Raw genomic sequence first — 25,817 nt, 5'->3', positions numbered from 1 at the left:
CCATGAGCATCACTCAATTCAAGAACACCGCCCACGTCACCCTGGAGCAATCGACTCCGGTGGCGGTGATCGCCGCCAATGTTGCGAACATCACCCAGGTCGACAAACTGACTTTTCGTTATACCGAATGCCTTTGCGTTTTAGTTTGTTAATTCGGAAACAGAATTTGCGTCGCTTTTCCGGCAGGCTAGAGTCTAAATCTCACAAGCACATTGATGTGCTTCTTGCACGGATGCACGGAGGCTGGCGGCCGTTACAGGCAGTCCGCCTTGAAACAAGGAGTGTTATGAACAAGCCGATCAAGAATATCGTCATCGTGGGCGGCGGCACTGCGGGCTGGATGGCCGCCTCGTACCTCGTCCGGGCGCTCCAACAGCAGGCGAACATTACGCTCATCGAGTCTGAAGCGATCCCTCGGATCGGCGTGGGCGAGGCGACCATCCCAAGTTTGCAGAAGGTGTTCTTCGACTTCCTCGGGATACCGGAGCGGGAGTGGATGCCCCAAGTGAACGGCGCGTTCAAGGCCGCGATCAAGTTCGTGAACTGGAGGAAGTCTCCCGGCTCCTCGCGCGACGATCATTTCTACCATTTGTTCGGCAACGTGCCGAACTGCGACGGCGTGCCGCTTACCCACTACTGGTTGCGCAAGCGCGAACAGGGCTTCCAGCAGCCAATGGAGTACGCGTGCTACCCGCAGGCCGGGGCGCTCGACGGCAAGCTGGCACCGTGCCTGCCCGACGGCACCCGCCAGATGTCCCACGCGTGGCACTTCGACGCGCACCTGGTGGCCGACTTCTTGAAGCGCTGGGCCGTCGAACGCGGGGTGAAGCGCGTGGTCGACGAGGTCGTGGACGTTCACCTGAACGAGCGCGGCTACATCTCCAGCCTGTTCACCAAGGAGGGACGGACGCTGGAGGCGGACCTGTTCATCGACTGCTCCGGCATGCGGGGGCTCCTGATCAATCAGGCCCTGAAGGAGCCCTTCATCGACATGTCCGACTACCTGTTGTGCGACAGCGCGGTCGCCAGCGCCGTGCCCAACGACGACGCGCGCGAGGGGGTCGAGCCGTACACCTCCGCGATCGCCATGAACTCGGGGTGGACCTGGAAGATTCCGATGCTGGGCCGGTTTGGCAGCGGCTATGTCTTCTCGAGCAAGTTCACCTCGCGCGACCAGGCCACCGCCGACTTCCTCAACCTCTGGGGCCTCTCGGACAATCAGCCGCTCAACCAGATCAAGTTCCGGGTCGGGCGCAACAAGCGGGCGTGGGTCAACAACTGCGTCTCGATCGGGCTGTCGTCGTGCTTTCTGGAGCCCCTGGAATCGACGGGAATCTACTTCATCTACGCGGCGCTTTACCAGCTCGTGAAGCACTTCCCCGACACCTCGTTCGACCCGCGGTTGAGCGACGCATTCAACGCTGAGATCGTCTATATGTTCGACGACTGCCGAGATTTCGTCCAAGCGCACTATTTCACCGCGTCGCGCGAAGACACGCCGTTCTGGCTCGCGAACCGGCACGACCTGCGGCTCTCGGACGCCATCAAAGAGAAGGTTCAGCGCTACAAGGCGGGGCTGCCGCTGACCACCACGTCGTTCGACGATTCCACGTACTACGAGACCTTCGACTACGAATTCAAGAACTTCTGGTTGAACGGCAACTACTACTGCATCTTTGCCGGCTTGGGCATGCTGCCCGACCGGTCGCTGCCGCTCTTGCAGCACCGACCGGAGTCGATCGAGAAGGCCGAGGCGATGTTCGCCAGCATCCGGCGCGAGACCGAGCGTCTGCGCACGAGCCTGCCGACAAACTACGACTACCTGCGGTCGCTGCGTGACGGCGACGCTGGGCTGTCTCACAGCCAGCGCGGACCGACGCTCGCGACGCAGGAAACCCTGTAGTGGAACGCACCTTGGACCGGGTAGGCGCATTCGCGGCCACGCACGCTGCCGTGGCGGCCTGCGATCCACTGCAGGCGCGCTCGCTCGTTCTGCAGCTGCCGGGCCTGAACCGTAACAAGGACGTGCCGGGCATCATCGGCCTGCTGCGCGAGTTCCTCCCGGCGCGCGGCGTGCCCTCCGGCTGGGGCTTCGTCGAAGCCGCTGCCGCGATGCGGGACATCGGGTTCTTCCTGGGGTCGCTCAAGCGGCACGGACACGAGCCCGCGGACGTGGTGCCCGGCCTTGAGCCGGTGCTGCTCGACCTGGCGCGCGCGACCGGCCTGCCGCCGCGCGAGACACTCTTGCATGTGACGGTCTGGAACCCCGCGACAGCCGACGCGCAGCGCAGCTACACCGGGCTGCCCGACGAAGTGCACCTGCTCGAGAGCGTGCGCATCTCGATGGCGGCCCTCGAGGCGGCCATCGCAATGACCGTCGAGCTGTCCGACGTGCCCCTGCGGTCGCCAGCGTTCGCGCAAGGGTGCGACGAGCTGGAAGCCTATCTGCAGAAAATGGTCGAATCGATCGTCTACGCGTACCGCTTCATCTCGCCGCAGGTCTTCTACGATGAGCTGCGCCCCTTCTACGAACCGATCCGAGTCGGGGGCCAGAGCTACCTCGGCCCCGGTGCCGTGGAAATGCCCCTCTTCGTGCTGGAGCACGTGCTGTGGGGCTCGCAATCGGACGACCAAGCTTATCGAGAATTCAAAGAGACGTATCTGCCCTACGTGCTTCCCGCGTACAGGGCGGTCTACGCTCGGTTCTCCGGAGAGCCGGCGCTCATCGACCGCGCGCTCGACGAGGCGCGAGCGGTCGGTGCGCGGGACGAGCACGTCCGGGCTGGGCTGACAGCCCTCGAGCGGGTCTTCAAGGTCCTGCTGCGCTTCCGGGCGCCTCACCTCAAATTGGCGGAGCGGGCGTACGAAGTCGGGCAAAGCGGCCCCACAATCGGCAGCGGGGGGTACGCGCCCAGCATGCTCGGTGAACTACTCACGCTCACGTATGCCGCGCGGTCTCGCATCCGCGCCGCGCTCGACGAATCCTGATGCGCGCGACCAGGTGTTATCTCACAAGGAGAGTTTGCCCCCATGACTCAGAAGAGCCCCGCGAACGGACACGATAGCAACCACTTCGACGTAATCATCCTCGGCTCGGGCATGTCCGGCACCCAGATGGGGGCCATCCTGGCCAAACAACAGTTTCGCGTGCTGATCATCGAGGAGTCGTCGCACCCGCGGTTCACGATCGGCGAATCGTCGATCCCCGAGACGTCTCTCATGAACCGCATCATCGCCGATCGCTACGGCATTCCGGAGCTCGACCACATCACGTCGTTCTACTCGACGCAACGCTACGTCGCGTCGAGCACGGGCATCAAGCGCAACTTCGGCTTCGTGTTCCACAAGCCCGGCCAGGAGCACAACCCGAAGGAGTTCACGCAGTGCGTGATTCCCGAGCTGCCGTGGGGGCCGGAGAGCCATTATTACCGGCAGGACGTCGACGCCTATCTGTTGCAGGCGGCCATCAAATACGGCTGCACGGTCCGCCAGAAGACGAGCGTGACCGAATATCACGCGGACAAGGACGGCGTCGCGGTGACCACCGTCCAGGGCGATCGGTTCACCGGCCGGTACATGATCGACTGCGGAGGGCCCCGCGCGCCGCTCGCGACCAAGTTCGGGCTCCGCGAAGAACCGTGTCGCTTCAAGACGCACTCGCGAAGCCTCTACACGCACATGCTCGGGGTCAAGCCGTTCGACGACATCTTCAAGGTCAAGGGGCAGCGCTGGCGCTGGCACGAAGGGACCTTGCACCACATGTTCACGGGCGGCTGGCTCTGGGTGATTCCGTTCAACAACCACCCGCGGTCGACCAACAATCTGGTGAGCGTCGGCCTGCAGCTCGACCCGCGTGTCTACCCGAAAACGGACATTTCCGCGCAGCAGGAATTCGACGAGTTCCTCGCGCGGTTCCCGAGCATTGGGGCGCAGTTCCGGGACGCCGTGCCGGTGCGCGACTGGGTCAAGACCGACCGCCTGCAGTTCTCGTCGAACGCCTGCGTCGGCGACCGCTACTGCCTGATGCTGCACGCGAACGGGTTCATCGACCCGCTCTTCTCCCGGGGGCTCGAGAACACCGCGGTGACCATCCACGCGCTCGCGGCGCGCCTCATCAAGGCGCTGCGCGACGACGACTTCTCCTCCGAGCGCTTCGAGTACATCGAGCGCCTGCAGCAAAAGCTTCTGGACCACAACGACGACTTCGTCAGCTGCTGCTACACGGCGTTCTCGGACTTCCGCCTATGGGACGCGTTCCACAGGCTGTGGGCGGTCGGCACAATCCTCGGGCAGTTCCGGCTCGTGCAAGCCCACGCGAGGTTCCGCGCGTCGCGCGACGAGGGCGACCTCGATCACCTCGACAACGATCCCCCGTACCTCGGGTACCTGTGCGCGGACATGGAGGAGTACTACCAGTTGTTCAACGACGCCAAAGCCGAGGTCGAGGCCGTGAGCGCCGGGCGCAAGCCGGCCGAGGAAGCCGCGGCGCGGATTCACGCCCTCATCGACGAACGAGACTTCGCCAAGCCGATGTTCGGCTTCGGGTATTGCATCACCGGGGACAGGCCGCAGCTCAACAACTCGAAGTACAGCCTGCTGCCGGCGATGAAGCTGATGTACTGGACGCAAACCCGCGCGCCGGCAGAGGTGAAAAAGTACTTCGACTACAACCCGATGTTCGCGCTGCTCAAGGCGTACGTCACGACCCGCATCGGCTTGGCGCTGAAGAAGTAGTCGGCCGACGACGACAGAAAAACGATGAACGACATTCAATTGGATCAAGCGAGCATCAAGAAGCGTCCCTCGGGGGCGTACGACGCGACCACGCGCCTGGCCGCGAGCTGGTACGTCGCGATGCGCTCGGACGACCTCAAGGACAAGCCCACGGAGTTGACGCTCTTCGGCCGTCCGTGCGTGGCGTGGCGCGGAGCGACGGGGCGGGCCGTGGTGATGGACCGCCACTGTTCGCACCTGGGCGCGAACCTGGCTGACGGGCGGGTCAAGGACGGGTGCATCCAGTGCCCGTTTCACCACTGGCGGTACGACGAGCAGGGCCAGTGCGTTCACATCCCCGGCCACAACCAGGCGGTGCCCCGGCTGGAGCCCGTGCCGCGCGGGGCGCGCCAGCCGACGTTGGTCACCGTCGAGCGATACGGCTACGTGTGGGTCTGGTACGGCTCCCCGCAGCCGCTGCACCCGCTGCCCGAAATCGCCGCGGCCGACGTCGACAACGGCGACTTTATGCACCTGCACTTCGCGTTCGAGACGACGACGGCGGTCTTGCGGATCGTCGAGAACTTCTACGACGCGCAGCACGCGACCCCCGTGCACGCGCTCCCGGTCTCGGCCTTCGAGCTCAAGCTCTTCGACGATTGGCGCCGGTGGCCGGAGGTTGAGTCGCTGGCCCTGGCGGGCGCGTGGTTCGGTGCCGGGATCGACTTCACCGTGGACCGGTACTTCGGCCCCCTCGGCATGCTGTCGCGCGCGCTCGGCCTGAACATGTCGCAGATGAACCTGCACTTCGATGGCTACCCCGGCGGGTGCGTCATGACCGTCGCCCTGGACGGAAACGTCAAATACAAGCTGCTCCAGTGTGTGACGCCGGTGAGCGACGGCAAGAACGTCATGCACATGCTCATCTCGATCAAGAAGGTGGGCGGCATCCTGCGTCGCGCGACTGACTTCGTGCTGTTCGGGCTGCAGACCAGGCAGGCGGCGGGGTACGACGTCAAAATCTGGAACGGGATGAAGCCGGACGGCGGCGGCGCGTACAGCAAGTACGACAAGCTCGTGCTCAAGTACCGTGCGTTCTATCGAGGCTGGGTCGACCGCGTCGCGAGTGAGCGGTGATGCGTGAAGCCGAGCCGGTCTCGGCCGCGTCGCTGCGCCAGGCGCTCGCGAAGCTGGCGAGCGGCGTCACGGTCATCACGGCGTACGGCGCGGCGGGCCCGCTTGGGCTCGCGGCCACCCGCTGCGTGTCGGTGTCGCTCTTGCCGAGGTATTCATGACTATCTGGCTGTTGCAACTCGTGGTGGTGATCGCGCTCTGCAACGTCTGCGGCCGCATTGCCGAACGGCTCGGCCAGTGCGCGGTCGTCGGCGAGATCGCGGCCGGTCTGCTGTTGGGGCCTTCGCTGTTCGGCGCGATCGCACCGAGTTTCTACGACCTGTTGTTCGGCCCACGTGCGCTGTCAGCGATGGCGCAAGTCAGCGAAGTCGGCCTGATACTGCTGATGTTTCAGGTCGGTCTGCATATGGAGTTGGGCGAGACGCTGCGCGGCAAGCGCTGGCGCATGCCCGTCGCGATCGCAGCGGGCGGGCTCGTCGCACCGGCCGCGATCGGCATGATCGTCGCCATCGTCTCGAAAGACACGCTCGCCAGCGACGCGCCGGCGCTGCCCTATGTACTCTTCTGCGGTGTCGCACTTGCGGTATCGGCGGTGCCGGTGATGGCGCGCATCATCGACGACCTGGCGCTCAGCGCCATGGTGGGCGCACGGAACGCAATGTCTGCCGCGATGCTGACGGATGCGCTCGGATGGATGCTGCTTGCAACGATTGCCTCGCTATCGAGCGGGCCTGGCTGGGCATTTGCGCGCATGCTCCTCAGCCTGCTCGCGTATCTGGTGCTGTGCGCGCTCCTGGTGCGCTTCGTGGTTCGACCGACGCTTGCGCGGCTCGCATCGACTGCGCATGCGGCGCGCGACCGCTTGGCCGTGTTGTTCTGCTTCGTAATAGCGTCGGCACTCGCGACTTCGCTGATCGGATTCCATAGCGCATTTGGCGCACTTGCGGCGGCGCTGTTCGTGCGGCGCGTGCCCGGCGTCGCGAAGGAGTGGCGCGACAACGTCGAAGGTTTCGTCAAGCTTGTGCTGATGCCGGTGTTTTTCGCGTATGCAGGGCTGCATGCGTCGGTCGGCACGATCGACGACGCGGCATCATGGATGTGGTTCGGTGTATTCCTCGCGGGCGGATTCATCGGCAAGTTCGGCGGCAGCTATCTGGGCGCGCGTGCCACCGGGCTTGCGCCACACGATGCGATGCTGGTGAGCTCGTTGATGAATACGCGCGGTTTGATGGAGCTGATCGTCCTGTCAATCGGTCTGCAGATGCAGATCCTTCCGCCAAGGGTCTACACGATCCTCGTGGTGTTCGCGCTGGTGACGACGGCGCTGACCGCACCGCTGGTTCGAGTCACGCTGCGCGTGCAATCGCGCGCAATGAGCCAACAGGCTGCCTGAGCCAGCTTGAGGGGAGAGATCACCATGAATACCGCCACCGAAACCAAGGCTCACGATTTGCTCGATGCCGAGGGCCGCGGTGCCCGCGATGTCCGCGAACTGCGCAACTTGCTGGGGCAGTTCGCTACCGGTGTGACCGTGATCACCACGCGCACCGCTGGCGGCCGCAACGTCGGTGTGACCGCCAACTCGTTCTCCTCACTGTCGCTGTCGCCGGCGCTGGTGCTCTGGAGCCTGGCACGCACGGCACCGAGCCTGAAGGATTTTTGCTCGGCGAGCCACTTCGCCATCAACGTGCTGGGCGCGCACCAGCACCACTTGTCGGAGCAGTTCGCACGGGCAGCAGCTGACAAGTTCGCCGGGGTAGCTCATTCCTATGGCAAGGCGGGAGCCCCGGTGCTGGACGATGTGGTGGCAGTGCTGGTGTGCCGCAACGTCACCCAGTACGAGGGCGGTGACCACCTGATCTTCATTGGCGAGATCGAACAATACCGATACAGCGGCGCAGAACCGCTGGTCTTCCATGCAGGCCAGTACCGGGGTTTGGGGGAGCAATGGAACAGAAAGTGCACTTAAGCGCGAATAGCCCGGTTTGTGTGATCTTTTGGATCAAGAACGACACCAAGGTCTACCCGAGCCCGGACATGATGGGCAAGCTGTTCGCCCTGGAAGCCGTGCTGCTGAATATCGACCGGATCCGCACCGGCAGCTGAAGCATTGCCACCGCTCCCCGATCTGGCGACCGCCGTCGCGGAGCGGCGTTTTTATTGCTTTATCTTCAGGCGCATCGCCAGCAGCACCCCCAGCAGTGCTGCAGCCAGCACCAGCGCCGCCGGGGCGGACCAGCCGGCATAGGCGACGGCGGCGCTCAGGGCGATGGGCGCGAGCACCTGGCCCAGATAGTTGCCTTGCATCACCAGGCCCAGGCACAGCGGGATCAGCGCGGGTTCCGGCGAGGTCAGCGAGGTGCTGGCGAGAAGGGTGGCGGGCAGCATGCCGGCCACCGCGCAAAAGAAGAAACACAAAGGGATTACCAGGCCGGTCGGCGTGACCGAAAGAAAGATCCCCATCCCGGAAAGCCCCATGACGATACTGGTGCCGGCGAGCAGGGCTTGTGGGCGGACGCCCCGTGACAGCAGCAGGCCGGCACTGATGTTGCCGACGATATTGACCGCCACCACCGCGGCGCTGATCACCCCGGCGCTGGCGATCGACAGCCCGACCCGCTGCATGAGGAACACCGGCAGGAAGGCCATCACCGCGAAGAACTGCAGGTTGTAGGCGGTGAAAATCAGCGCCATCAGCAGCGGCTGGCGGGCGCGCAGCACGCTGCTCAGCGAGTGGCGCAAAGCGGATTGCGTCTGGCGGCGCAGCGCCAGCGGGTCCCTGGGCGTGGTCAACGGCAACAGCAGCGCCGCCAGCAGGGTCAAGGCCGCGCCGGCGATCCAGCTCTGCTGCCAGCCACCGAGCCATGGCCCGATAAGCATCGAGGTGCCGATACCGAACGCCATGAAGGTGCTCCAGATGCCAAACACCAGGTGGCGTTTGTGCGCCGGGACCAGGCGATTGAGCACCGCCGGCGCCGCGACCACCACAATGACGAAGCCCAGGCCTTCGACAAAGCGCGTGGCCAGCAGCCCATGGAAGTCGTGCAGGCTGGAACCCAGCGCGCTGGCGGCGCACATGATCAAAAGGCCGAGGGCCAGCAGATAGCGATCGCCCCAGCGCTGCACAAGGATGCCGGCGGCGATGCCGCCGAACACCCCGATAAAGGGGAAGGCCGACATGATCCAGCTCAGGGACTCCAGGGACCGGCCGAATTCCTGCTGCAGCTGCGGCAGGGCGATGGTGGCCTTGCCGATATGCAGCGCTGCGGCAATGCCGGCAAACAGCACGTTGAACACGGCGGGCCAATACCCGGTAGCGGCGACGGCGTAGCTGAGGGTGTCGGGCTTGGTTGAGGTCATGGGTTTCTCCGAAAGCAGGCGGGCGGGCGAGGATCGCCGGGGTGAGGCGCGCCAATGGGTCGGAGCCGACTCTAAAAGTTAAAGTTAACTTCAAGTCAATCGGTAAAAACGGGATGCAGCGTTCTACCCATAGCACCATTGAGCCGTTGATCTCGCTGGGCGAAGGGGCCGGGCGAATGGTGCTGCCGGGGTCGGCGTGGCGGCGCCCGGTCGGGCGCCGTGGGTGAGAGCGGGCGCCTGCCGTCAGATGAGCTGCGTATTCTCCGGCAGCAGGGCGCCGCCATCGACGATCAGGGTCTGCCCGGTGATATAGCCGGCCTGCTCGGACGCCAGGAACAGCATGGCGTGGGCGATGTCCTGCGGGCTGCCCAGGCGCTTGAGCGGGATGCTGGCGGCCAGGGCCGGGGAGTCGCCGAGGTTGGCCATGGCCTGGGTGGCGATCAGCCCGGGTTCGACGCCGTTGACGGTGACCCGGTGTTCGGCCAGTTCCAGGGCCGCCGCGCGAATGAAGCCGTTGACCCCGGCCTTGGACGCGGCGTAGTGGGACAGGCCGGGAATCGCCGTGCGCGGCCCGGTCACCGAGGAGGTGATGACGATGCGCGGATGCTCGGCCCGGCACAACGCCGGCAGCGCCGCCTGGGTCAGCCAGAAACAGCTCTTGAGGTTCACCGCCAGGGTCGACTCGAGGATTTCATCCCTCAGGTCGCGCAGGTTTTCCATCGGGAACACCGCGGCGTTGTGGATCAGCAGGTCCAGCCCGCCAAAGGCCCTGAGCGTGGTGGCCACCGCCTGGTTGGCCGCGGCCCGGGTGCTCAGGTCCACGACCAGCAGCTCGGCGCTGCCGCCGGCTTCACGGATCAGGCGCAGGGTTTCGGCGCCCGAGGCTTCGCTGCGAGTGGCGAGCAGCACCTTGGCGCCCTGGGCGGCGAAGACTTGCGCGATGGCGCGGCCAATGCCCTGGCCGGAGCCGGTGACCAGGGCGATACGGCCGCTGAGGTCGAGGATCATGGATGTTCTCCTTGAGTGACGGTGCCCAGGCATTCGTCCAGCAGGCGGTTGTGCAGGTCGACGTCGTCGCTGGTAGCCGACGGGCAGATCAGCGCCATGTTGTGGAACGGGGTCAGCAACACCCCGCGATTGAGCAGGTAGAGATGCAGGTAGGCCTCGATCAGGCCATGACGGGCATGGTGGGCTTCGCCGCCGTTGCGCGGCGCGTGGTCCATGAACAGGTATTCGACCCGGGCACCGATCCGCGTCACGTGCCAGGGCAGGCGGTGCTTGGCGATCAGCGCCTGGACCCCGGTCCGCAGGCGTTCGGCCAGGGCAATCATGTGCGCGTAGTTGGCCGCGCTCATGACCTCGCTGAAGGTGGCGCGCATGGCGGCCATCTGCAGGGCGTTGCCGGCCAGGGTGCCGCCGAAGCCGAAGTGGTTGATCGCCTGGCCGGGCTGGAAATGCGGCAGCACCTGCCAGATACGCTCGGCCATGGCCTGGCTGGCGCCCCACACCGCGGTGGGTATGCCGCCGGCGATGCACTTGCCGAGCACGAAGAAGTCCGGTTGCAGGCCATGCTCGCCGCTGTAGCCGGCCGGGCCGCAGGAGATGGTGTGGGTTTCGTCGATGATCAGCGGCACATCGAAACGCCGGGTCAGCTCGCGCAAGCCCTCGTGGAAGCCGGGGGCGGGCGGGACCATGCCGACATTGGTCATGAAGGGTTCGGTCAGCACCGCGGCCACGTCGCCGTGGGCCAGTGCCGCCTCCAGCGCCGGCAGGTCGTTGAACTCCACCAGCCGGGTGGTGGCGTCGTGGCGCAGGCCGTTGGCGTGCACGCCTTCGCGGGGAATCATCTGGCCGCTGGCGTCGAACTCGACCTGGGACTCGTCGACGCTGCCGTGGTAGTTGCAGTTGAACACCAGCACTTTCTCCCGGCCGGTGATCATCCGGCACAGGCGCAGCACAAAGCGGTTGGCGTCGGTGGCCGAGGTGGTGACTTGCCAGAACGGCAGGCCGAAGCGCCGTACCAGTTCCTGGCCGACCCACAGGCTGTCGGTGGTCGGCAGCATCAGGGTCGAGCCGTGCCGGGCCTGATGCGCGATGGCCTCGGCCACGGCGGGCTGGCCATGGCCGAACATGGCGCCGGTGTCGCCCAGGGCGAAGTCGACGTAGCGGTTGCCGTCGCAGTCGGTCAGCGTCGCGCCCTGGGCGTCGGCCACCAGGATCGGGTATAGCCCCGGCCATTGCTGCATCCAGTGCAGCGGCGCGCCGTACAGCCAGTGCTTGAGGTTTTCCCGGTAGAAGCCGGCGGAACGCGGATGGCGTTCGGTGAACAGTTGCAGCTCGGATTGGTAACAGCTGGCGACGCGATCGAGGTTGAGGCCGAGGGTCATGGTCGAAGTCCTGGGGTAAAGGGTTGTCGCTGACAGGTTTTTGTAGCCGCTGGCGAAGGCTGCGATCGGCCCGAAGAGCCGTAAAGGCAGCGTCTGCTACGCAGCCGATCGCAGGCTGCGCCAGCGGCTACAGGAACCAGTGTCTGGGTAGCCGCTGCCGAGCAACGCTAGGCTGCGATCGGCAACGCAGTTGCCGCGAAACCCGAGCGCGCGGTGTGTCAGGTCGAGCGCGCTGTGCGGATCGCGACAGGTAGCATCAGATGTAAGCGGTGCGGTTCAGCACATGGGCGAGGGCGCCCACCGGGAAGTTGCTGGGCGCGGCGAAGTCGCTGCCCTGGTAGCCGAAGATCTTGCCGTCGGTCCTGCCCGCTTGCAGGTCGATCAGTACCAGGCCCAGGGTCGGCACGATCTTTTCGCGCCAGACGAACAGGTACAGCTGTTCGGCGAGCTTGTAGTAATGGCAGCGGTCGGTGTCCGCCAGGCCCTGCTCGACGCCCTTGAGGCACTGCCAGCTGTAGAAATTGCGGTTCAGGTAGACGTGCTCGTAGGCCTCAGTGGCGCTGTAGATGTACTGGTTGCGCAGGCCGACCAGCTCTTCGGTCAGCGCGTGTTGCGGGCTGCTGGCGGTCAGTGGCGTGTCGATGCTGCCGTGGATGAACTGGGCCTGGACGCTGGTCAGCTCGCGGCCGGATAGGGCGCGGCTGAACAGATCGATCCGGGTCTCGGCCTGGCTCGGCATCTGCCCGATCACCGCGGTGAAGATGTTCCGGCCCAGGTCGAGGATCAGGCTTACCGAGTGGACCTGGTGGTTCTCTGACTTGAGAAAGTCCACCAGGTAAATGCCGGAACGTATTGAAGTGGCTCGATAAGTGGTCTCGCCGCTGGCTTGGTTTTCAGTGTCCTGCCAGTGCAGCGAGCGTGAGCCGAAAAGGTGTTCGATGCGCCAGCCGTTAGCGAAGTACAGGGTCAGGCTGCGGCCGTTGAGGTCATCCAGGCTGGGCAGGATATGGTTATCGGCGGCAAAGCCTTCGGCCAGGGCGCCAACGGTAATCCATTCGGGTTGCAGGTTCATGAGGGCGGACCTTGTCGATGAAGGAGAATCTCATGTTCATCGCGCAAGCCGTTGTTGCCCATCAACCGAATGGTTGAGGCGCGCGACTTTTTACAGGAACAGCGCGCTCACCAGCTCGGTGCGGTTGTTCACCCCGACCTTGCGGAACAGGTTGATCAGGTGGGTCTTGACCGTCGGCAGGCCCAGCGCCAGCTGTTGGGCGATGGTCTTGTTGCAGGCGCCGTCGCGCAGCAGTAAGGCGATCTGCCGTTCCCGGGGCGTAAGGGCCTGCAGGCGTTCGTTGTGGCGCGAATAGGGCGCCTGGGCGGCGATTTCCAACAGGCCTTGCAGCGCCTGCAGGGTGCTCAGTTCGTCTGGCCGGAACGGCCCCAGGCTGGCATCGCGTAGCAGGGACAGGCCGGCGATCGGGCTGCCACCGGCATTGCGCGCGAGGATTTCCACCACATCCAGCACCCCATGGCGTTGCAGGAACCCCTGGTAGACCTCGGTTTCGTGCCGCCCCTGCTGGGCCATGCCCATGTGCAGCGACAATACCGGGCGGCCCGCCGCCACGCAGTTGCGCGGCCGCAGCGGGTCGTAGTGCCGGTAGCGTTGCAGGTAGGCCTCATGCATCTGCGGGCTCATGTGGTACAGCGAGAAATGCTCGGCTTGCAGTTGCGCGTCGATGCGGTAGAAGGCGCACAGGGTCGCCGGCACCACCCGGGTAAAGGCGCTGATGCAGCGCTGGCCAAGCTGTTGGGCATCCGGCAGGGCGGTTGGCGTATGCATGGGACGACTCCCTCTTCATGAACGGCCGGTAAAGAGGGCCGTAACCCTCTGATGCCACGGTACTTCAGACAGATCGCGAACCCAGGTTTTGCGAGCACTGCGTTGCCGATCGCAGCCTCGCGGGCTCGGCAGCGGCTACACGGACACTGCGTTCCTTGTAGCCGCTGCCGCAGGCTGCGAAAAGCCCCGCAGGGGCTTCCTGCGATCACGCAGGCCGCGCTGATATCGGCTCCAGCGCCGGTCCAGGCTTCAAGGCTGCGGCGTCAGGCTCAACGGGCCTGGGTGAAGCCCAGCTCCAGGGCAGCGACTATGGCGTCGATCTGCGGCGGCTGGATCACCAGCGGCGGCGACAGGATGATCTTGGTCCCCACCGGACGCACCATCACCCCGTTGTCGCGGGCGATCTGCGCCACCTGGTTGGCATAGCCGCCCATGGGGTCGATCGGCTCGCGGGTGGTTTTGTCGGCCACCAGGTCGAGGGCGACCATCAGGCCCTTGCCGCGCACTTCGCCGACGCTGTCGAAGCGCTCGGCGAACGGCAGCAGCTTGTTCAGCATGTAGTCGCCCATCTTCGCGGCGTTGGCTGGCAGGTCTTCCTTGACCACGATGTCGAGGCTGGCCAGGGCCGCCGCGCAGGCCACCGGGTGCCCGGAGTAGGTGTAGCCGTGCATGATCGCGCCGGTGAAGTTGCCGTTTTTGCTGAACGCCGACTCGATCCGCTCGTTGACCACCGTGGCGCCCAACGGGATGTAGCCGGAGGTGATGCCCTTGGCCAGGCACATGATGTCGGGCTTCACGCCCCACAGGCGGCTGCCGAACATCGAGCCGCTGCGGCCGAAGCCGGTCACCACTTCGTCGGCGATCAGCAGCACGCCGTACTTGTCACAGACCTCGCGGATCAGCGGCCAGTAATTGGCCGGCGGCACTATCACGCCGCCAGCGCCCTGGATCGGCTCGGCGATAAAGGCCGCCACCGTGTCGGGGCTCTGGAACTGGATTTCCCGCTCGAGCAGGTCGGCGCAGATCTTGCCGAGTTCTTCCGGGTCCTGGCTGTAAGGGTTGCGGTACAGCCACGGGGTATCGACGTGGAAGCAGCCGGGCAGCAGGGGCTCGTAGTTGCGCCGGAATACCGTGTTGCCGTTGACCGAAGCGCCACCGAAGTGGGTGCCGTGGTAGCCCTGGCGCAGCGAGATGAACTTGGTGCGGTCGGCCTGGCCTTCGAGTTTCCAGTACTGGCGGGCCAGTTTCAGCGCGGTTTCGATGGCGTCCGAGCCGCCGGAGCTGAAGGCCACGCGGCGCATGCCCTCGGGCTCCAGCAGGTTCATCACCACCCGCGACAGCTCTTCGGCGCGCGGATGGCTGACGCCGTCGAACAGCTGGAAGTATTCCAGTTCGTCCAGCTGGGCGGTGATCGCCGCCTTCACTTCCTTGCGGTTGTGGCCGACGTTGACGTTCCACAACCCGGCGACGCCATCCACCAGTTGGTGGCCCTGGTCGTCGTACACGTAGCAGCCATCGCCACGGATAATGCGGATCGGCTCGCGTTGTTGCATTTCATTGGGGTGCAGCATGGGATGCCAGAAGCGGCTTGGTTCGCTCACGTTGAATCTCCTGAAAACGCACGGACAGCGTGGGACATAGTAGTGCGCCCTTTGCCGGATGCCTGCTTGCCTCTGTGTGCCAGGCATTTGACCGCCACTGCCATGGACCCGGCGTCCCGCGCATTGCGGATCTGCCCGGAAAAATGCGTTCGCAGACTTGGCGACGGCTGCGCCGCTGATCGCAGGCTACCGGACACGCGGTGTTTTTGTAGCCGCTGCCGCAGGCTGCGATCGGCCACGAAGTGGTCGTCCTCCAGGCACCGCGGTTTCTCAGGCATTGTGCGTTGGCCGGTTTTGCGTCTGCTTTGCAGCCGAGCGCAGGCTTCGCCAGTGGCTACCGGGCACGCGGTGTTTTTGTAGCCGCTGCCGCAGGCTGCGATCGGCCACGAAGTGGTCGTCCTCCAGGCACCGCGGTTTCTCAGGCATTGCGTGTTGGCCGGTTTTGCGTCTGCTTCGCAGCCGAGCGCAGGCTTCGCCAGCGGCTACAGAGGCGTAGCGCCGCGGTGTTCCCTGGCAGCCAGTGGCAAGTTTCGCGGCAGCCAGGATCAAGACGGTGGCCGGCATTGGTCTCAGAGTTCGATCCATGAGGCCAACTAGCGAGGATTGCCCATGAGTATTGCCATCGACCCACGTGTCGCCGCCTTTATCGACAGCCAGCACGGCCTGTTGATCGACGGGCGCAGCCAGCCGGCCTTGTCCGGCGCGCAGATGCCGGTGTTCAACCCGGCCACCGGCGAAGAGCTGACCCGCGTCGCCGCCGGTGCCGACGCCGATATCGACCTGGCGGTGGCCGCCGCGCGACGGGCCTTCGAGGGCCCCTGGGCGGCGCAACGCCCGGCGGATCGCGAGCGCCTGCTGCTGAAGCTTGCGGACCTCTTGGAAGCCCACGGCGAGGAGCTGGCACAGCTGGAAACCCTCAACAACGGCCAGTCGATCCACCTGGCCCGGGCCCTGGAAGTCGGCGCCGCCGCCGAGTTCACCCGCTACATGGCGGGCTGGGCGACCAAGATCGAAGGCAAGAGCCTGGACCTGTCCATCGCCGCCGTTCCTGGCGCCCGCTACCGCGCCTATACGGTGCCGGAGCCGGTGGGCGTGGTCGGCGCCATCGTGCCGTGGAATTTCCCCTTGCTGATGGCCATCTGGAAAATCGTCCCGGCCCTGGCCTGCGGCTGCACCGTGGTGCTCAAGCCGGCCGACGAAACCCCGCTGACCGCCTTGCGCCTGGGCCAGTTGTGCCTGGACGCCGGGATCGCCCCGGGGGTGGTCAACGTGGTCACCGGCAGCGGCGCCCAGGCCGGCGCGGCGCTGGCCGCGCACAAAGGCATCGACAAGCTGGCCTTCACCGGCTCGACCCAGATCGGCAAGGTCATCGGCCATGCGGCGGTGGACAACATGACCCGGTTTTCCCTGGAGCTGGGCGGCAAGTCGCCGGTGATCGTGCTCGATGACTGCGACCCCCAGGCCGCGGCCTCCGGTGCCGCCGGGGCGATCTTCTTCAACCAGGGCCAGGTCTGCACCGCCGGTTCGCGCCTGTATATCCAGCGGGCGATCTTCGACCAGGTGCTGGAGCGTTTGTCGGCCATCGCCGGCTCCCTGAGCATCGGCCCCGGGCTCGACGAACAGGCGCAGATCAACCCGCTGATTTCCGCCAAGCAGCAGAAGCGCGTGCTGGACATGATCGGCCAGGGCGTGGCCGACGGCGCCCGGGTGCTGTGCGGCGGGGTCGCCTATGGCGAGCAGGGTTTCTATGTGCGCCCGACGGTATTGGCCGACGTGCACGCGGGCATGCAGGTGGTGCGCGAGGAAATCTTCGGCCCGGTGGTGGTGGCCACGCCTTTCGACGAGATCGACGAGGTGGTGGCGCTGGCCAACGACAATCAGTACGGGCTGGGCGCGAGCATCTGGTCCAACGACCTGGCGAAGGTCATGGACCTGATCCCGCGGATCAAGGCTGGCACGGTCTGGGTCAACACCCACAATATGCTCGACCCGTCGATGCCGTTTGGCGGCTACAAGCAATCGGGCATCGGCCGCGAGATGGGCCATGCGGCGATAGAGGCGTATACCGAGAACAAGTCGGTGTGCATCGCCTATTGACCTGTAGCCGCTGCCGCAGGCTGCGATAAGGTCCGCAGGACCTTCAGCGACCTTAAGTACGCCACGGCCGTTCCGGCCGATCGCAGCCTGCGGCAGCGGCTACAGTCGGACACAACCGGCCAGGCTGCGCAGACAGCCCGTAACACGCACGCCCGGCGTGCCCTTGAAATGCCTAGAACAACAACATCACCCATGCTTTCGAGGTCCAGCACCATGTCTTTCAACGACAGACTCACCCGCCACCTGAACCAGGGCGTGGTCGGCTTTCCCACGGCCCTGGCCAGCGCCGTCGGCCTGATCATGGCCAGCCCGGTGATCCTCACCGCCACCACCGGCTTCGGCATCGGCGGCGGGGCGTTCGCCGCGGCCATGCTGATCGCCATGCTGATGATGCTCGCGCAATCGACGACCTTCGCCGAAGCGGCCTGCATGATCCCCACCACCGGCTCGGTGTACGACTACCTGGCCTGCGGCCTGGGACGCTTCTTCGCGATCACCGGGACCATCTCCGCCTACCTGATCGTGCATGTGTTCGCCGGCACGGCGGAAACCATCCTCAGCGGCGTCATGGCCCTGGTGAACTTCGAATCCCTCAACACCCTGCTGGAACAGAGTGGCAGCGCCTGGCTGGTGGGTGTCGGGCTGGTGATTTTCTTCGGCCTGCTGAACGCCGTGGGCATCACCGCGTTCAGCCGCGCCGAGGTGATCCTGACCTTCGGCATGTGGACCACCCTGATCATCTTCGGCGTGGTCGGGGTGTTCAAGGCGCCGGCGGTGGAGCTGAGCGGCTGGTTCGGCGAGTCGATGGTCGGCACCGACCTGACCACCATCCTCTCGCTGGTGGGTATGGCCATGTTCATGTTCGTCGGGTGCGAGTTCGTCACGCCGCTGACGCCGGAGGTGCGCAAGGCGGCGAAAACCATTCCCCGGGCCATGGCCCTGGGCCTGGTGGGGGTAGCCACCTGCATGTTCATCTATGGCGCGGCGATGAAGCGCCAGGTGGCGAACATCGCGCTGAGCGAAGACGGCAGCGTGCATCTGCTGGACACGCCCATGGCCATCCCGCAGTTCGCCGAGCAGGTGATGGGGCCCTACGGGCGGATCTGGCTGGGCATCGGCCTGCTGTTCGCCGGGGCGGCGACCATCAACACGCTGATGGCCGGATTGCCACGCATTCTCTACGGCATGGCGCTGGACGGCGCGCTGCCCAAGGCCTTCACCTACCTGCACCCGCGCTTCAAGACGCCGCTGCTGTGCATCGCCGTAGCGGTGCTGATTCCGTGCCTGCACGCCTGGTGGCTGGGCGGCAGCACCGACAACATCATGCACCTGGTGCTGGCCGCGGTCTGTGCCTGGAGCACCGCCTACCTGCTGGTGACCCTGGCGGTGGTGGTGCTGCGCATCCGCCGCCCGGACCTGCCACGGGCCTACAAGTCGCCCTGGTTCCCGCTGCCGCAGATCGTCTCGTCCATCGGCATCCTCCTGGGCATGTGGTTCATCACGCCGCCGGGCATGAACCCGCGGGACATCTACGTGCCCTTTGGCAGCATGCTCGGCCTGACGGCGATCTATGCGCTGGTCTGGACGGTCTTCGTGCAGAAGGTCAACCCGTTCCGTCCGGTGCCGGTGGAGGAGGTGCTGGAAAACGCTTTCAACCTGCAATCCTCCACTGAAACCCAAGCGCAGACCCTGCCTGGAGCCAAGCCCGATGAGCAGTACAAGCTGGCGGCAAAACCTCTCTGAGTTCTGGCGGCGGCCACCCTCGGGCTATCGCCCGGGGGTGACCCTGAACCAGTTGCGCCGCGACCTGCTGGGGCTCGACTGGGCGCTGCAGGCGCCCGGGCTGGCGCGCTTCACCTGGGCCGAGGAGGGCTTGGACTTCGAGGTCGAGGAGCTGCCACAGGCGCAGTTCCTGATGCACCTGGTGGTCTGCGAGTTTCGCCTGCGTGTTCCCGGTTCGCCGGGGCCGCAGGCGCGGATCGACATTCGCCATACTGGCGCGATCCGCCGCCAGGGCGTCGCCGCCGGCCTGAAGCAGGGCGCGCAGGATGAGTGGACGGGGCTGTTGCAGCAGTTGCACAGCGACCCGCAGCTGCTGGCGGCGTTGCTGCCGCTGGACTTCAAGCGCCTGCAATTGCAGCGCGACGAGCAGGGCTGGTGGGTGCGCCTGGAGCATTTCGGTGCCAGCGAGGTGGTCAACCGGCTGCCCGGCTTCCGCCGTTATATCCGCCTGAGCGCCGAGCAACGCGGCGCCTTGCTGGCGACGCTCAAGCGCCTGCATTCACTGTTGCGCGATCACTGAACTGTTCCCACCGCGTCTGGCACAACCCGTGCTTAGGCTATAACGGACTATCCATTGCGCCGCGCTTCCTTGCCCGGCAAATAGATAACATGTTAATGATATCGCCATAACAACTAAAGGCGGTCTCAGCCGGCTTCTGGAGGTGCACAGTGCTTGCTTCGCAAAGTTTCGATGCCTGGATCGGCGCATTACAGGGGGTTTGCGGTCGCTTCGACGCCCGCCAGGCGTTGAACCCGGCGTTGTTCATCGGTGAAGTCGGCTTGCGCGACTACGCCGGCCTCGAGGTGGCGCAGATCCGCACCAATGCCGGACTGATCTCGCGCAAAAGCACCAGCGTCGATCATGAAGACGACCGGCACTGCTTCCTGATCATGCAGCGCAGCGGCCATGCTCAGATCAGCCAGGGCGGCGAGCGCATCGAACTGGCGCCGGGGGAAATGGCCTTGCTGGACTCCGCCGGGGCCTGCGAAATCGTTCCTCACGGGCTGATCGAACATGCCTCGCTGCATTTGTCCCGGGACGAGGTGTATCGCCATCTGCCGGCGCAGCAGCGCAAGTTCGGCAAGCTCTCGCAGCAATGCGCCAGTGGCCGCTTGATGCGCCTGCTGGTGGAGCAGATCTGCGGCGAGCCGTTGCCAGGTTGCGCCGACCCGCAGGAAGGCCAGGCGTTGCAGGAAGCGCTGATCGCCTTGCTCGGCCCGACCCTGCGCCAGACGCCCAGCGCCCATCTCGACGGCTACGACAGCCAGCACGGCGGTTGCCTGCGCAGCCAGGCCCGGCAGTTGATCAACCAGTCCCTCACTGAGCCCAACCTGACCCCGGTGTCACTGGCCAGCCAGATGAATATCTCGGTGCGCCAGCTGTACCGGCTGTTCGAAGAGCAGGGCGACAGCGTCTGCCGTTTCATCCAGCGCGCGCGCCTCGAGCGCAGCGCGGCGGACCTGGGCAACCCGCGCCTGCGCCACGCGTCGATCACCGACATTGCCTTCAAGTGGGGGTTCACCGACTCGGCGCACTTCAGCCGCACCTTCAAGAAGCATTTCGAGCAGTCGCCGCGGGATTACCGCGCCCGTTCGCTGAACGCCTGAGCAGCCCTCAAGGGTTTTCCAGGTCGTGCCCCAGGGACTGGATAAACAGCGAGAACAGCTCCGGCTGTGAGGAAATATCCAGCTTGGCGTAGAGATGGCGCCGGTGCACCTTGATGGTGTCCGGCGAGATCTTCAGCCGCTCGGCCATGGCCTTGGAGGAAAAGCCGCGGAGGATCAGCCGGGCGATCTCCACTTCCCGATCCGACAGCACGCCGCAGCCGAAATGGCTCAGGGCATCGCGGATCTGGCTGGCCATTTCCTCCCCGGCGGGTGGCTGCGGGCGTTGGTGGCTTTGCTGCCAATGCTGCTGCATCAACGGCAGGACCCAGGCCGAGAAGGTGGTGAGCTGGCCGATCTCCTCGGCGCTGAACGGTCGCTGCATGCCCAGCGACAGGGACAGGGTGCCGGCCTCCGGGATCTGCAGGATGAACTGCAGTTCGTCCTCCAGCACGTTGTCGTGGAAGTAGCTGGAGAAATACTCGGTCTGGCGGAAATGGTCCGGCGCCACTTCCTCCAGGCGGTACAGGCCGTTGGGATAACCCTCGCGGCAGGCCTGGAAAAACGGGTCGAGCAGGTACAGGCCATTGAGGTAGGTGAGCATCGACGCCGGCTTGTCCGAGGGCTCGGCGTCGTATTCCTCGAGGGCGATGGGCAGGCCGTTGCGCGGGTAGAAGATCGCCAGGGCGTTATCGAACGGCAAGGCCTGGTGCAGCAACAGCACCAGCTGTTTCCAGAAGCGCTCGCCGCCGATCTGCGAGAGGGTGCGGCCGAGTCCGGCATGCATGCCGATTTCCCTGAACAGAGTGATCAAATAGGTGGCTCCGCGTCGATGCCGCTGTGGTCTGGCGGGTTGCTTGCTCGCCAGGTGGCAGCAAGGTTTCGGCGATTTGCCCGGCGACGTCAAGGGGAGTACTCCAATAGGGGAATTGGCCCTGTACCCCCGGCTGCCTAAAGTGGCCTCCATCAAGTGCGCCCCAGAGCGCATCCACCTGACGTTCTTCGTTTCTGCCTCAAGCCAAAAATAACCACGAGGATAACGACATGAGCTCTCCCTGCGCGCTGCAAGGCGCCCTGAAACCCACGCTGAGCGTGTTCGATGTGGTGGCCATTACCGTGTCGGGCGTGACCCCGGCCAGTTCGGTCTTCGTCATCGCGCCGTTCGCCATTCACCAGGCCGGCAGCGGGGTGTTCCTGGCCTTTGTCATGGCGGGGCTGCTGGCGCTGATGTTCGCCTTCTGCTACGCCGAACTGGGCCGCGCCCACAACAGTGCCGGTGGCGAGTATGTGTACGCCAAGCGGGTGTTCGGCGGCATGGCCGGCTACGCGACCTTTCTCACGGTGCTGGTGATGTTGCTGTTCATCCCGCCGGTGCTGGCCACCGGCGCGGCGACGTACCTGAACAATGCCCTGGGCACGCGCTTCGATTCGCAGACCGTGGCCCTGGTGATCGTTATCTGCAGCTATGCGCTGGGCATCCTCAACATCAAGCTGAACGCCTGGATCACCGGCACCTGCCTGCTGCTGGAGATTGCCGCATTGCTGGTGATCGTGTTCCTGGGTTTTGGCAATGCTTCGCAGCCGGCGAGCATCCTGCTGCAACCGCAGATCGTCGAAAATGGCGTATTGCACATGGCGCCCTGGGCCCTGGTGATCGGCGCGGTGGGCATCGGCCTGTTTTCCTACAACGGTTACGGCCCGGCGGTGCTGCTGGCCGAAGACATGAAATGCAAGGGGCAGGGCGTGCACAAGGCGGTGCTCTGGTCGCTGGTGCTGGTGGTGATCATCGAACTGGTGCCGTTGACCGCGCTATTGATCGGCGCGCCGTCCCTCAGCGCCATGCTCGAAAGTCCCGACCCCATCGGCTACCTGCTCACCAGCCACGGCAACGAAACCCTGTCGCGGGTGGTCAGCGCCGGGATCTTCCTCTCGGTGTTCAACGCCATCGTCGCCATCGTGATCCAGATCGGCCGGGTGGTGTTCTCCAGCGGTCGCGATGCTTTGTGGACGCCAGGCATCAATCGCCTGTTCACGCGGATTCATCCGCGCTGGGACTCGCCGTGGCTGGCCACGCTGTTCCTGGCCATTCCCTCGGCGGTGCTCAGTTTCAGCTCGAACCTGGCCGACCTGACCTCGTTCAGCGTGCTGCTGATCATGCTGGTGTACCTGATCGTCGCCCTCAGCGCGCTGATGAGCCGGGTGCTGCTGCGCGACCGCGCCCACCCGTACCGCATGCCGCTGTGGCCGTTGCCAGCGCTGCTGGCGGTGATCGGCGCCGGGTATCTGTTGTTCAACCTGTTCCTGGACGCTTCGCTCAGGGACATCATGGTGATCGTCGGCCTGCTGGCGCTGTCGGTGATCCTGTATGGCACCAACGGCCGGTTCAGCCCGGCGTTCCAGAAACTCTGAGGAGAAGTCATGCGCGCACGTCAATTGGGGATCAGCCTGGGCCTGGGTACTCCCGGCCCCTTCAATGCCATCACCGACGTTCCGGGGGTACGGGTGGGCCATAGCACCCTCAGGACCACGGTCGACGGCAAGCAGGTGCGTACCGGGGTGACCCTGATCCAGCCCCGCGAGGGGTTTGCCCGGCTGCAACCCTGTTTCGCCGGCTGCCATGTGCTCAACGGCAACGGCGATGCCACCGGCCTGGAGTGGATCCGCGAAGCGGGCCTGCTGACCACGCCGCTGGCCATCACCAACACCCACAGCGTCGGCGTGGTACGCGACGCACTGATCGCCGAGGAGCACGCAAGCCTGGCGGACCCCGCGGAATACTGGTGCATGCCGGTGGTGATGGAGACCTATGACGGCCTGCTCAACGATATCTGGGGCCAGCATGTCGGCCCGCAGCAGGTGCGCGAGGCGCTGGCCAATGCCGAGTCCGGGCCGGTGCGCGAGGGCGCGGTGGGCGGCGGCACCGGCATGATCTGCCATGAGTTCAAGGGCGGGATCGGCACGGCTTCGCGCCAGGTGCCGGGGGAGCAGGGCGGCTACACGGTCGGCGCGCTGGTGCAGGCCAACCATGGCAAGCGCGAGGAGCTGCGGGTCGATGGCTACCCGGTGGGGCGGCAACTGAGCGGCATCCCGTCGCCCTTCGCCCGGCGCGGTACGCCGGGCATGGGCTCGATCGTGGTGATCCTGGCCACTGACGCGCCTTTGTTGCCGCACCAGTGCCAGCGTCTGGCGCAGCGCGCGTCCATCGGTATCGCCCGAACCGGCGGCGGCACCGAGGACTCCAGCGGCGATATCTTCCTGGCCTTCGCCACCGGCAACCGCGACTTGCCGCCTTGCGCCTATGGGCGCCAGGGCGTGCCCTTCAGCACACCCCTGGCGATGCTCAACAACGACTACATCTCGGCCCTGTTCAGCGCCGCCGCCGAAGCGGTGGAGGAGGCCATCGTCAACGCCTTGCTGGCGGGCGAGCCGATGACCGCGGACAGTGGCGCGAGCGTTCCGGCGTTGACCGGGGAAACCTTGCTGCAAGCCATGAAACTAACTGGATGGAACAAACTTTAATGAACTAAAAACTGCGACGTAGTCGGCAAAACTATCTGTACTGTTATTTAATATTTAAATTCGAGATTGTCGGACAATTATCAACGGGTATTGAAGCTTAAAGAATATTTCGACTCACCAGTCATTGTTTTCGGGAGTTTGCTGGAACAGCGAAAATCAGGCGTCAAAAAGTAGTGGACGCCTGATTTCAAATTGTGTCAGGTTGCTTACGCCCGGATAGGGCGAGTGATAGGACGATCTCGCCAGGGATTGTCGCTATCGGACAAAAACTGTTCCATTGATTACAAGGAAGTGTGTTTATGTCGAAAGTTAAAGCGAAAGCTATTGTGACCGCCGAACAAGAACTCGTGCCCTTGGCCGCGGCAAGTTCGGCTTACAACCAGATCAATAGCTTCAGCCATCAGTATGACCGGGGTGGCAATCTGACGGTCAATGGCAAACCCTCCTACTCGGTCGATCAGGCAGCCACCCAGCTGCTGCGCGACGGTGCCGCGTACCAGGATCTCAACGGCAGCGGCAAGATCGAACTGACCTATACCTTCCTCACCTCGGCCTCCTCGAGCACCATGTACAAGCATGGCATCTCCGGGTTCAGCCAGTTCAGCGCCCAGCAGAAAGCCCAGGCCGCGCTGTCCATGCAATCCTGGGCCGACGTGGCCAATGTCACCTTCACCGAAAAGGCTTCCGGTGGTGACGGTCACATGACCTTCGGCAACTACAGCGGCGGCCAGGACGGCGCGGCGGCCTTTGCCTACCTGCCGGGCACCGGTGCTGGCTACGACGGTACGTCCTGGTACCTGATCAACAGCAGCTACACCCAGAACAAGACCCCCGATCTGAACAACTACGGCCGGCAGACGCTGACCCACGAGATCGGCCACACCCTGGGCCTGGCCCACCCTGGCGACTACAACGCCGGGAACGGCAACCCGACCTACAACGACGCGACCTATGGAGAGGATACGCGCGGCTACAGCATCATGAGCTACTGGAGCGAAAGCAACACCGACCAGAACTTCAGCAAGGCTGGCGTCGAAGCCTATTCGTCCGGCCCGCTGATGGACGATATCGCGGCGATCCAGAAGCTCTACGGGGCCAATACCTCCACCCGTACCGGCGACACCACCTACGGCTTCAACTCCAATACCGGTCGCGATTTCCTCAGCGCGACCTCGTCGGCGGACAAGCTGGTGTTCTCGGTATGGGACGCGGGCGGCAAGGACACCCTGGACTTCTCCGGTTTTACCCAAAACCAGAAGATCAACCTCAATGATGCCTCGTTCTCCGACGTTGGCGGCATGGTGGGCAACGTGTCCATCGCCAAGGGCGCGATCATCGAGAACGCCATCGGCGGTTCGGGCAGCGACCTGCTGATCGGCAACAAGGTGGCCAACGAGCTCAAGGGCGGTGCCGGCAACGACATCCTCTACGGTGCCGGCGGTGCGGACAAGCTCTGGGGTGGCGCGGGTGCCGATACCTTCGTCTTCGGCGCGAGCTCGGACTCCGCTCCGGGCGCGGCCGACCAGATCCTGGATTTTGTCAGCGGCCTGGACAAGATCGATCTGACCGGCATCACCAAGGGCGCTGGGCTGCACTTCGTGAACGCATTCACCGGTAACGCCGGCGACGCGATCCTCAGCACCTCGGCTGGCAACAGCACCTTGTCGGTGGACTTCTCCGGGCACGGCGTGGCGGACTTCCTGGTCAGCACCGTCGGCCAGGCGGCCTACACCGACATCGTCGCCTGAGTCATTGCGGTAAGGTAAAAGAAGGAGGGTG

Annotated in this window: 22 protein-coding genes; 15 read left to right on the top strand and 7 right to left on the bottom strand. The window is 64.9% G+C overall.

Annotation, left to right across the window (positions count from 1 at the left end):
- The first annotated feature begins 2 nt into the window (after window positions 1–2).
- The 8 genes from BM019_RS30850 to BM019_RS21325 all read left to right on the top strand — a co-directional run bounded on the left by BM019_RS30850 (window position 3) and on the right by BM019_RS21325 (window position 7,816).
- On the top strand, window positions 3–152 hold the full coding sequence (locus BM019_RS30850) for a hypothetical protein (RefSeq protein WP_175510702.1): 150 nt from the start codon (window positions 3–5) through the stop codon (window positions 150–152).
- Window positions 153–286: 134 nt separating this feature from the next.
- Window positions 287–1,903: a tryptophan halogenase family protein gene (locus BM019_RS21355; RefSeq protein ID WP_085530711.1), complete on the top strand. Its 1,617-nt coding sequence runs from the start codon at window positions 287–289 to the stop codon at window positions 1,901–1,903.
- Window positions 1,903–2,988 carry a monodechloroaminopyrrolnitrin synthase PrnB family protein gene (locus BM019_RS21350; RefSeq protein ID WP_092420041.1) on the top strand — a complete coding sequence of 362 codons (1,086 nt, stop codon included), beginning with the start codon at window positions 1,903–1,905 and terminating at the stop codon, window positions 2,986–2,988. Before BM019_RS21355 ends, BM019_RS21350 begins: the two co-directional genes overlap by 1 nt.
- 42 nt (window positions 2,989–3,030) lie before the next feature.
- Window positions 3,031–4,734, top strand: coding sequence for an NAD(P)/FAD-dependent oxidoreductase (locus BM019_RS21345; protein ID WP_092420038.1), 1,704 nt, complete (start codon window positions 3,031–3,033; stop codon window positions 4,732–4,734).
- 24 nt (window positions 4,735–4,758) lie between these two features.
- Complete coding sequence (locus BM019_RS21340) at window positions 4,759–5,850, top strand: Rieske 2Fe-2S domain-containing protein (protein WP_092420034.1); 1,092 nt, start codon at window positions 4,759–4,761, stop codon at window positions 5,848–5,850.
- Window positions 5,850–6,008, top strand: coding sequence for a flavin reductase family protein (locus BM019_RS21335; RefSeq protein ID WP_085530715.1), 159 nt, complete (start codon window positions 5,850–5,852; stop codon window positions 6,006–6,008). Before BM019_RS21340 ends, BM019_RS21335 begins: the two co-directional genes overlap by 1 nt.
- Entirely contained in the window at window positions 6,005–7,240 is a 1,236-nt protein-coding gene (locus tag BM019_RS21330) for a cation:proton antiporter (RefSeq protein WP_092420031.1), read from the top strand. The genes BM019_RS21335 and BM019_RS21330 overlap by 4 nt, the downstream gene beginning before the upstream one ends.
- 24 nt (window positions 7,241–7,264) lie before the next feature.
- The gene (locus BM019_RS21325; RefSeq protein WP_092420028.1) at window positions 7,265–7,816 is read left to right on the top strand and encodes a flavin reductase family protein; all 552 of its coding nucleotides are present in this window, start codon (window positions 7,265–7,267) and stop codon (window positions 7,814–7,816) included.
- 188 nt (window positions 7,817–8,004) lie between these two features.
- Here BM019_RS21325 and BM019_RS21320 read toward each other — a convergent pair whose 3' ends face one another.
- The 6 genes from BM019_RS21320 to BM019_RS21295 all read right to left on the bottom strand — a co-directional run bounded on the left by BM019_RS21320 (window position 8,005) and on the right by BM019_RS21295 (window position 15,035).
- Complete coding sequence (locus BM019_RS21320; protein WP_092420025.1) at window positions 8,005–9,207, bottom strand: MFS transporter; 1,203 nt, start codon at window positions 9,205–9,207, stop codon at window positions 8,005–8,007.
- A gap of 243 nt (window positions 9,208–9,450) precedes the next feature.
- Window positions 9,451–10,215, bottom strand: coding sequence for an SDR family oxidoreductase (locus tag BM019_RS21315; RefSeq protein WP_085530719.1), 765 nt, complete (start codon window positions 10,213–10,215; stop codon window positions 9,451–9,453).
- On the bottom strand, window positions 10,212–11,594 hold the full coding sequence (locus BM019_RS21310) for an aspartate aminotransferase family protein (protein ID WP_092420022.1): 1,383 nt from the start codon (window positions 11,592–11,594) through the stop codon (window positions 10,212–10,214). Before BM019_RS21310 ends, BM019_RS21315 begins: the two co-directional genes overlap by 4 nt.
- Before the next feature lie 256 nt (window positions 11,595–11,850).
- Window positions 11,851–12,666: a molybdenum cofactor biosynthesis F family protein gene (locus tag BM019_RS21305; RefSeq protein WP_092420019.1), complete on the bottom strand. Its 816-nt coding sequence runs from the start codon at window positions 12,664–12,666 to the stop codon at window positions 11,851–11,853.
- A gap of 90 nt (window positions 12,667–12,756) precedes the next feature.
- Window positions 12,757–13,434: a helix-turn-helix transcriptional regulator gene (locus tag BM019_RS21300; protein WP_092420016.1), complete on the bottom strand. Its 678-nt coding sequence runs from the start codon at window positions 13,432–13,434 to the stop codon at window positions 12,757–12,759.
- A 269-nt stretch (window positions 13,435–13,703) separates the two neighbouring features.
- Window positions 13,704–15,035, bottom strand: coding sequence for an aspartate aminotransferase family protein (locus tag BM019_RS21295; protein ID WP_092420013.1), 1,332 nt, complete (start codon window positions 15,033–15,035; stop codon window positions 13,704–13,706).
- A gap of 609 nt (window positions 15,036–15,644) precedes the next feature.
- On the opposite strand from BM019_RS21295, the gene BM019_RS21290 reads away from it, so the two are divergent.
- From BM019_RS21290 to feaR, 4 genes are all read left to right on the top strand, one after another.
- The gene (locus BM019_RS21290; RefSeq protein ID WP_092420010.1) at window positions 15,645–17,132 is read left to right on the top strand and encodes an aldehyde dehydrogenase family protein; all 1,488 of its coding nucleotides are present in this window, start codon (window positions 15,645–15,647) and stop codon (window positions 17,130–17,132) included.
- 213 nt (window positions 17,133–17,345) lie between these two features.
- Window positions 17,346–18,875 carry an APC family permease gene (locus tag BM019_RS21285; RefSeq protein ID WP_092420007.1) on the top strand — a complete coding sequence of 510 codons (1,530 nt, stop codon included), beginning with the start codon at window positions 17,346–17,348 and terminating at the stop codon, window positions 18,873–18,875.
- Window positions 18,841–19,434 (top strand): DUF3156 family protein, encoded by a 594-nt coding sequence (locus tag BM019_RS21280; RefSeq protein ID WP_239691093.1) that lies wholly within the window; start codon window positions 18,841–18,843, stop codon window positions 19,432–19,434. Before BM019_RS21285 ends, BM019_RS21280 begins: the two co-directional genes overlap by 35 nt.
- A 149-nt stretch (window positions 19,435–19,583) precedes the next feature.
- Window positions 19,584–20,522 carry a transcriptional regulator FeaR gene (feaR, locus tag BM019_RS21275; protein ID WP_085530726.1) on the top strand — a complete coding sequence of 313 codons (939 nt, stop codon included), beginning with the start codon at window positions 19,584–19,586 and terminating at the stop codon, window positions 20,520–20,522.
- 7 nt (window positions 20,523–20,529) lie between these two features.
- Here the strand turns inward: feaR and BM019_RS21270 are convergent, their stop codons facing one another.
- Window positions 20,530–21,333 (bottom strand): helix-turn-helix transcriptional regulator, encoded by an 804-nt coding sequence (locus BM019_RS21270; RefSeq protein ID WP_009044077.1) that lies wholly within the window; start codon window positions 21,331–21,333, stop codon window positions 20,530–20,532.
- A gap of 230 nt (window positions 21,334–21,563) precedes the next feature.
- On the opposite strand from BM019_RS21270, the gene BM019_RS21265 reads away from it, so the two are divergent.
- From BM019_RS21265 to BM019_RS21255, 3 genes are all read left to right on the top strand, one after another.
- On the top strand, window positions 21,564–22,928 hold the full coding sequence (locus tag BM019_RS21265) for an APC family permease (RefSeq protein WP_092420001.1): 1,365 nt from the start codon (window positions 21,564–21,566) through the stop codon (window positions 22,926–22,928).
- 9 nt (window positions 22,929–22,937) lie between these two features.
- Window positions 22,938–24,038 carry a DmpA family aminopeptidase gene (locus tag BM019_RS21260; RefSeq protein ID WP_092419997.1) on the top strand — a complete coding sequence of 367 codons (1,101 nt, stop codon included), beginning with the start codon at window positions 22,938–22,940 and terminating at the stop codon, window positions 24,036–24,038.
- Window positions 24,039–24,337: 299 nt separating this feature from the next.
- A complete protein-coding gene (locus BM019_RS21255) occupies window positions 24,338–25,786 on the top strand; it encodes a serralysin family metalloprotease (RefSeq protein WP_092419994.1) in 1,449 nt (482 codons plus the stop codon).
- Window positions 25,787–25,817 lie beyond the last annotated feature (31 nt).

Source organism: Pseudomonas sp. NFPP07 (genome assembly GCF_900115645.1).
Classification (GTDB): Bacteria; Pseudomonadota; Gammaproteobacteria; order Pseudomonadales; family Pseudomonadaceae; genus Aquipseudomonas; species Aquipseudomonas chlororaphis.
This window is presented reverse-complemented; position numbering and strand designations above follow the sequence as displayed.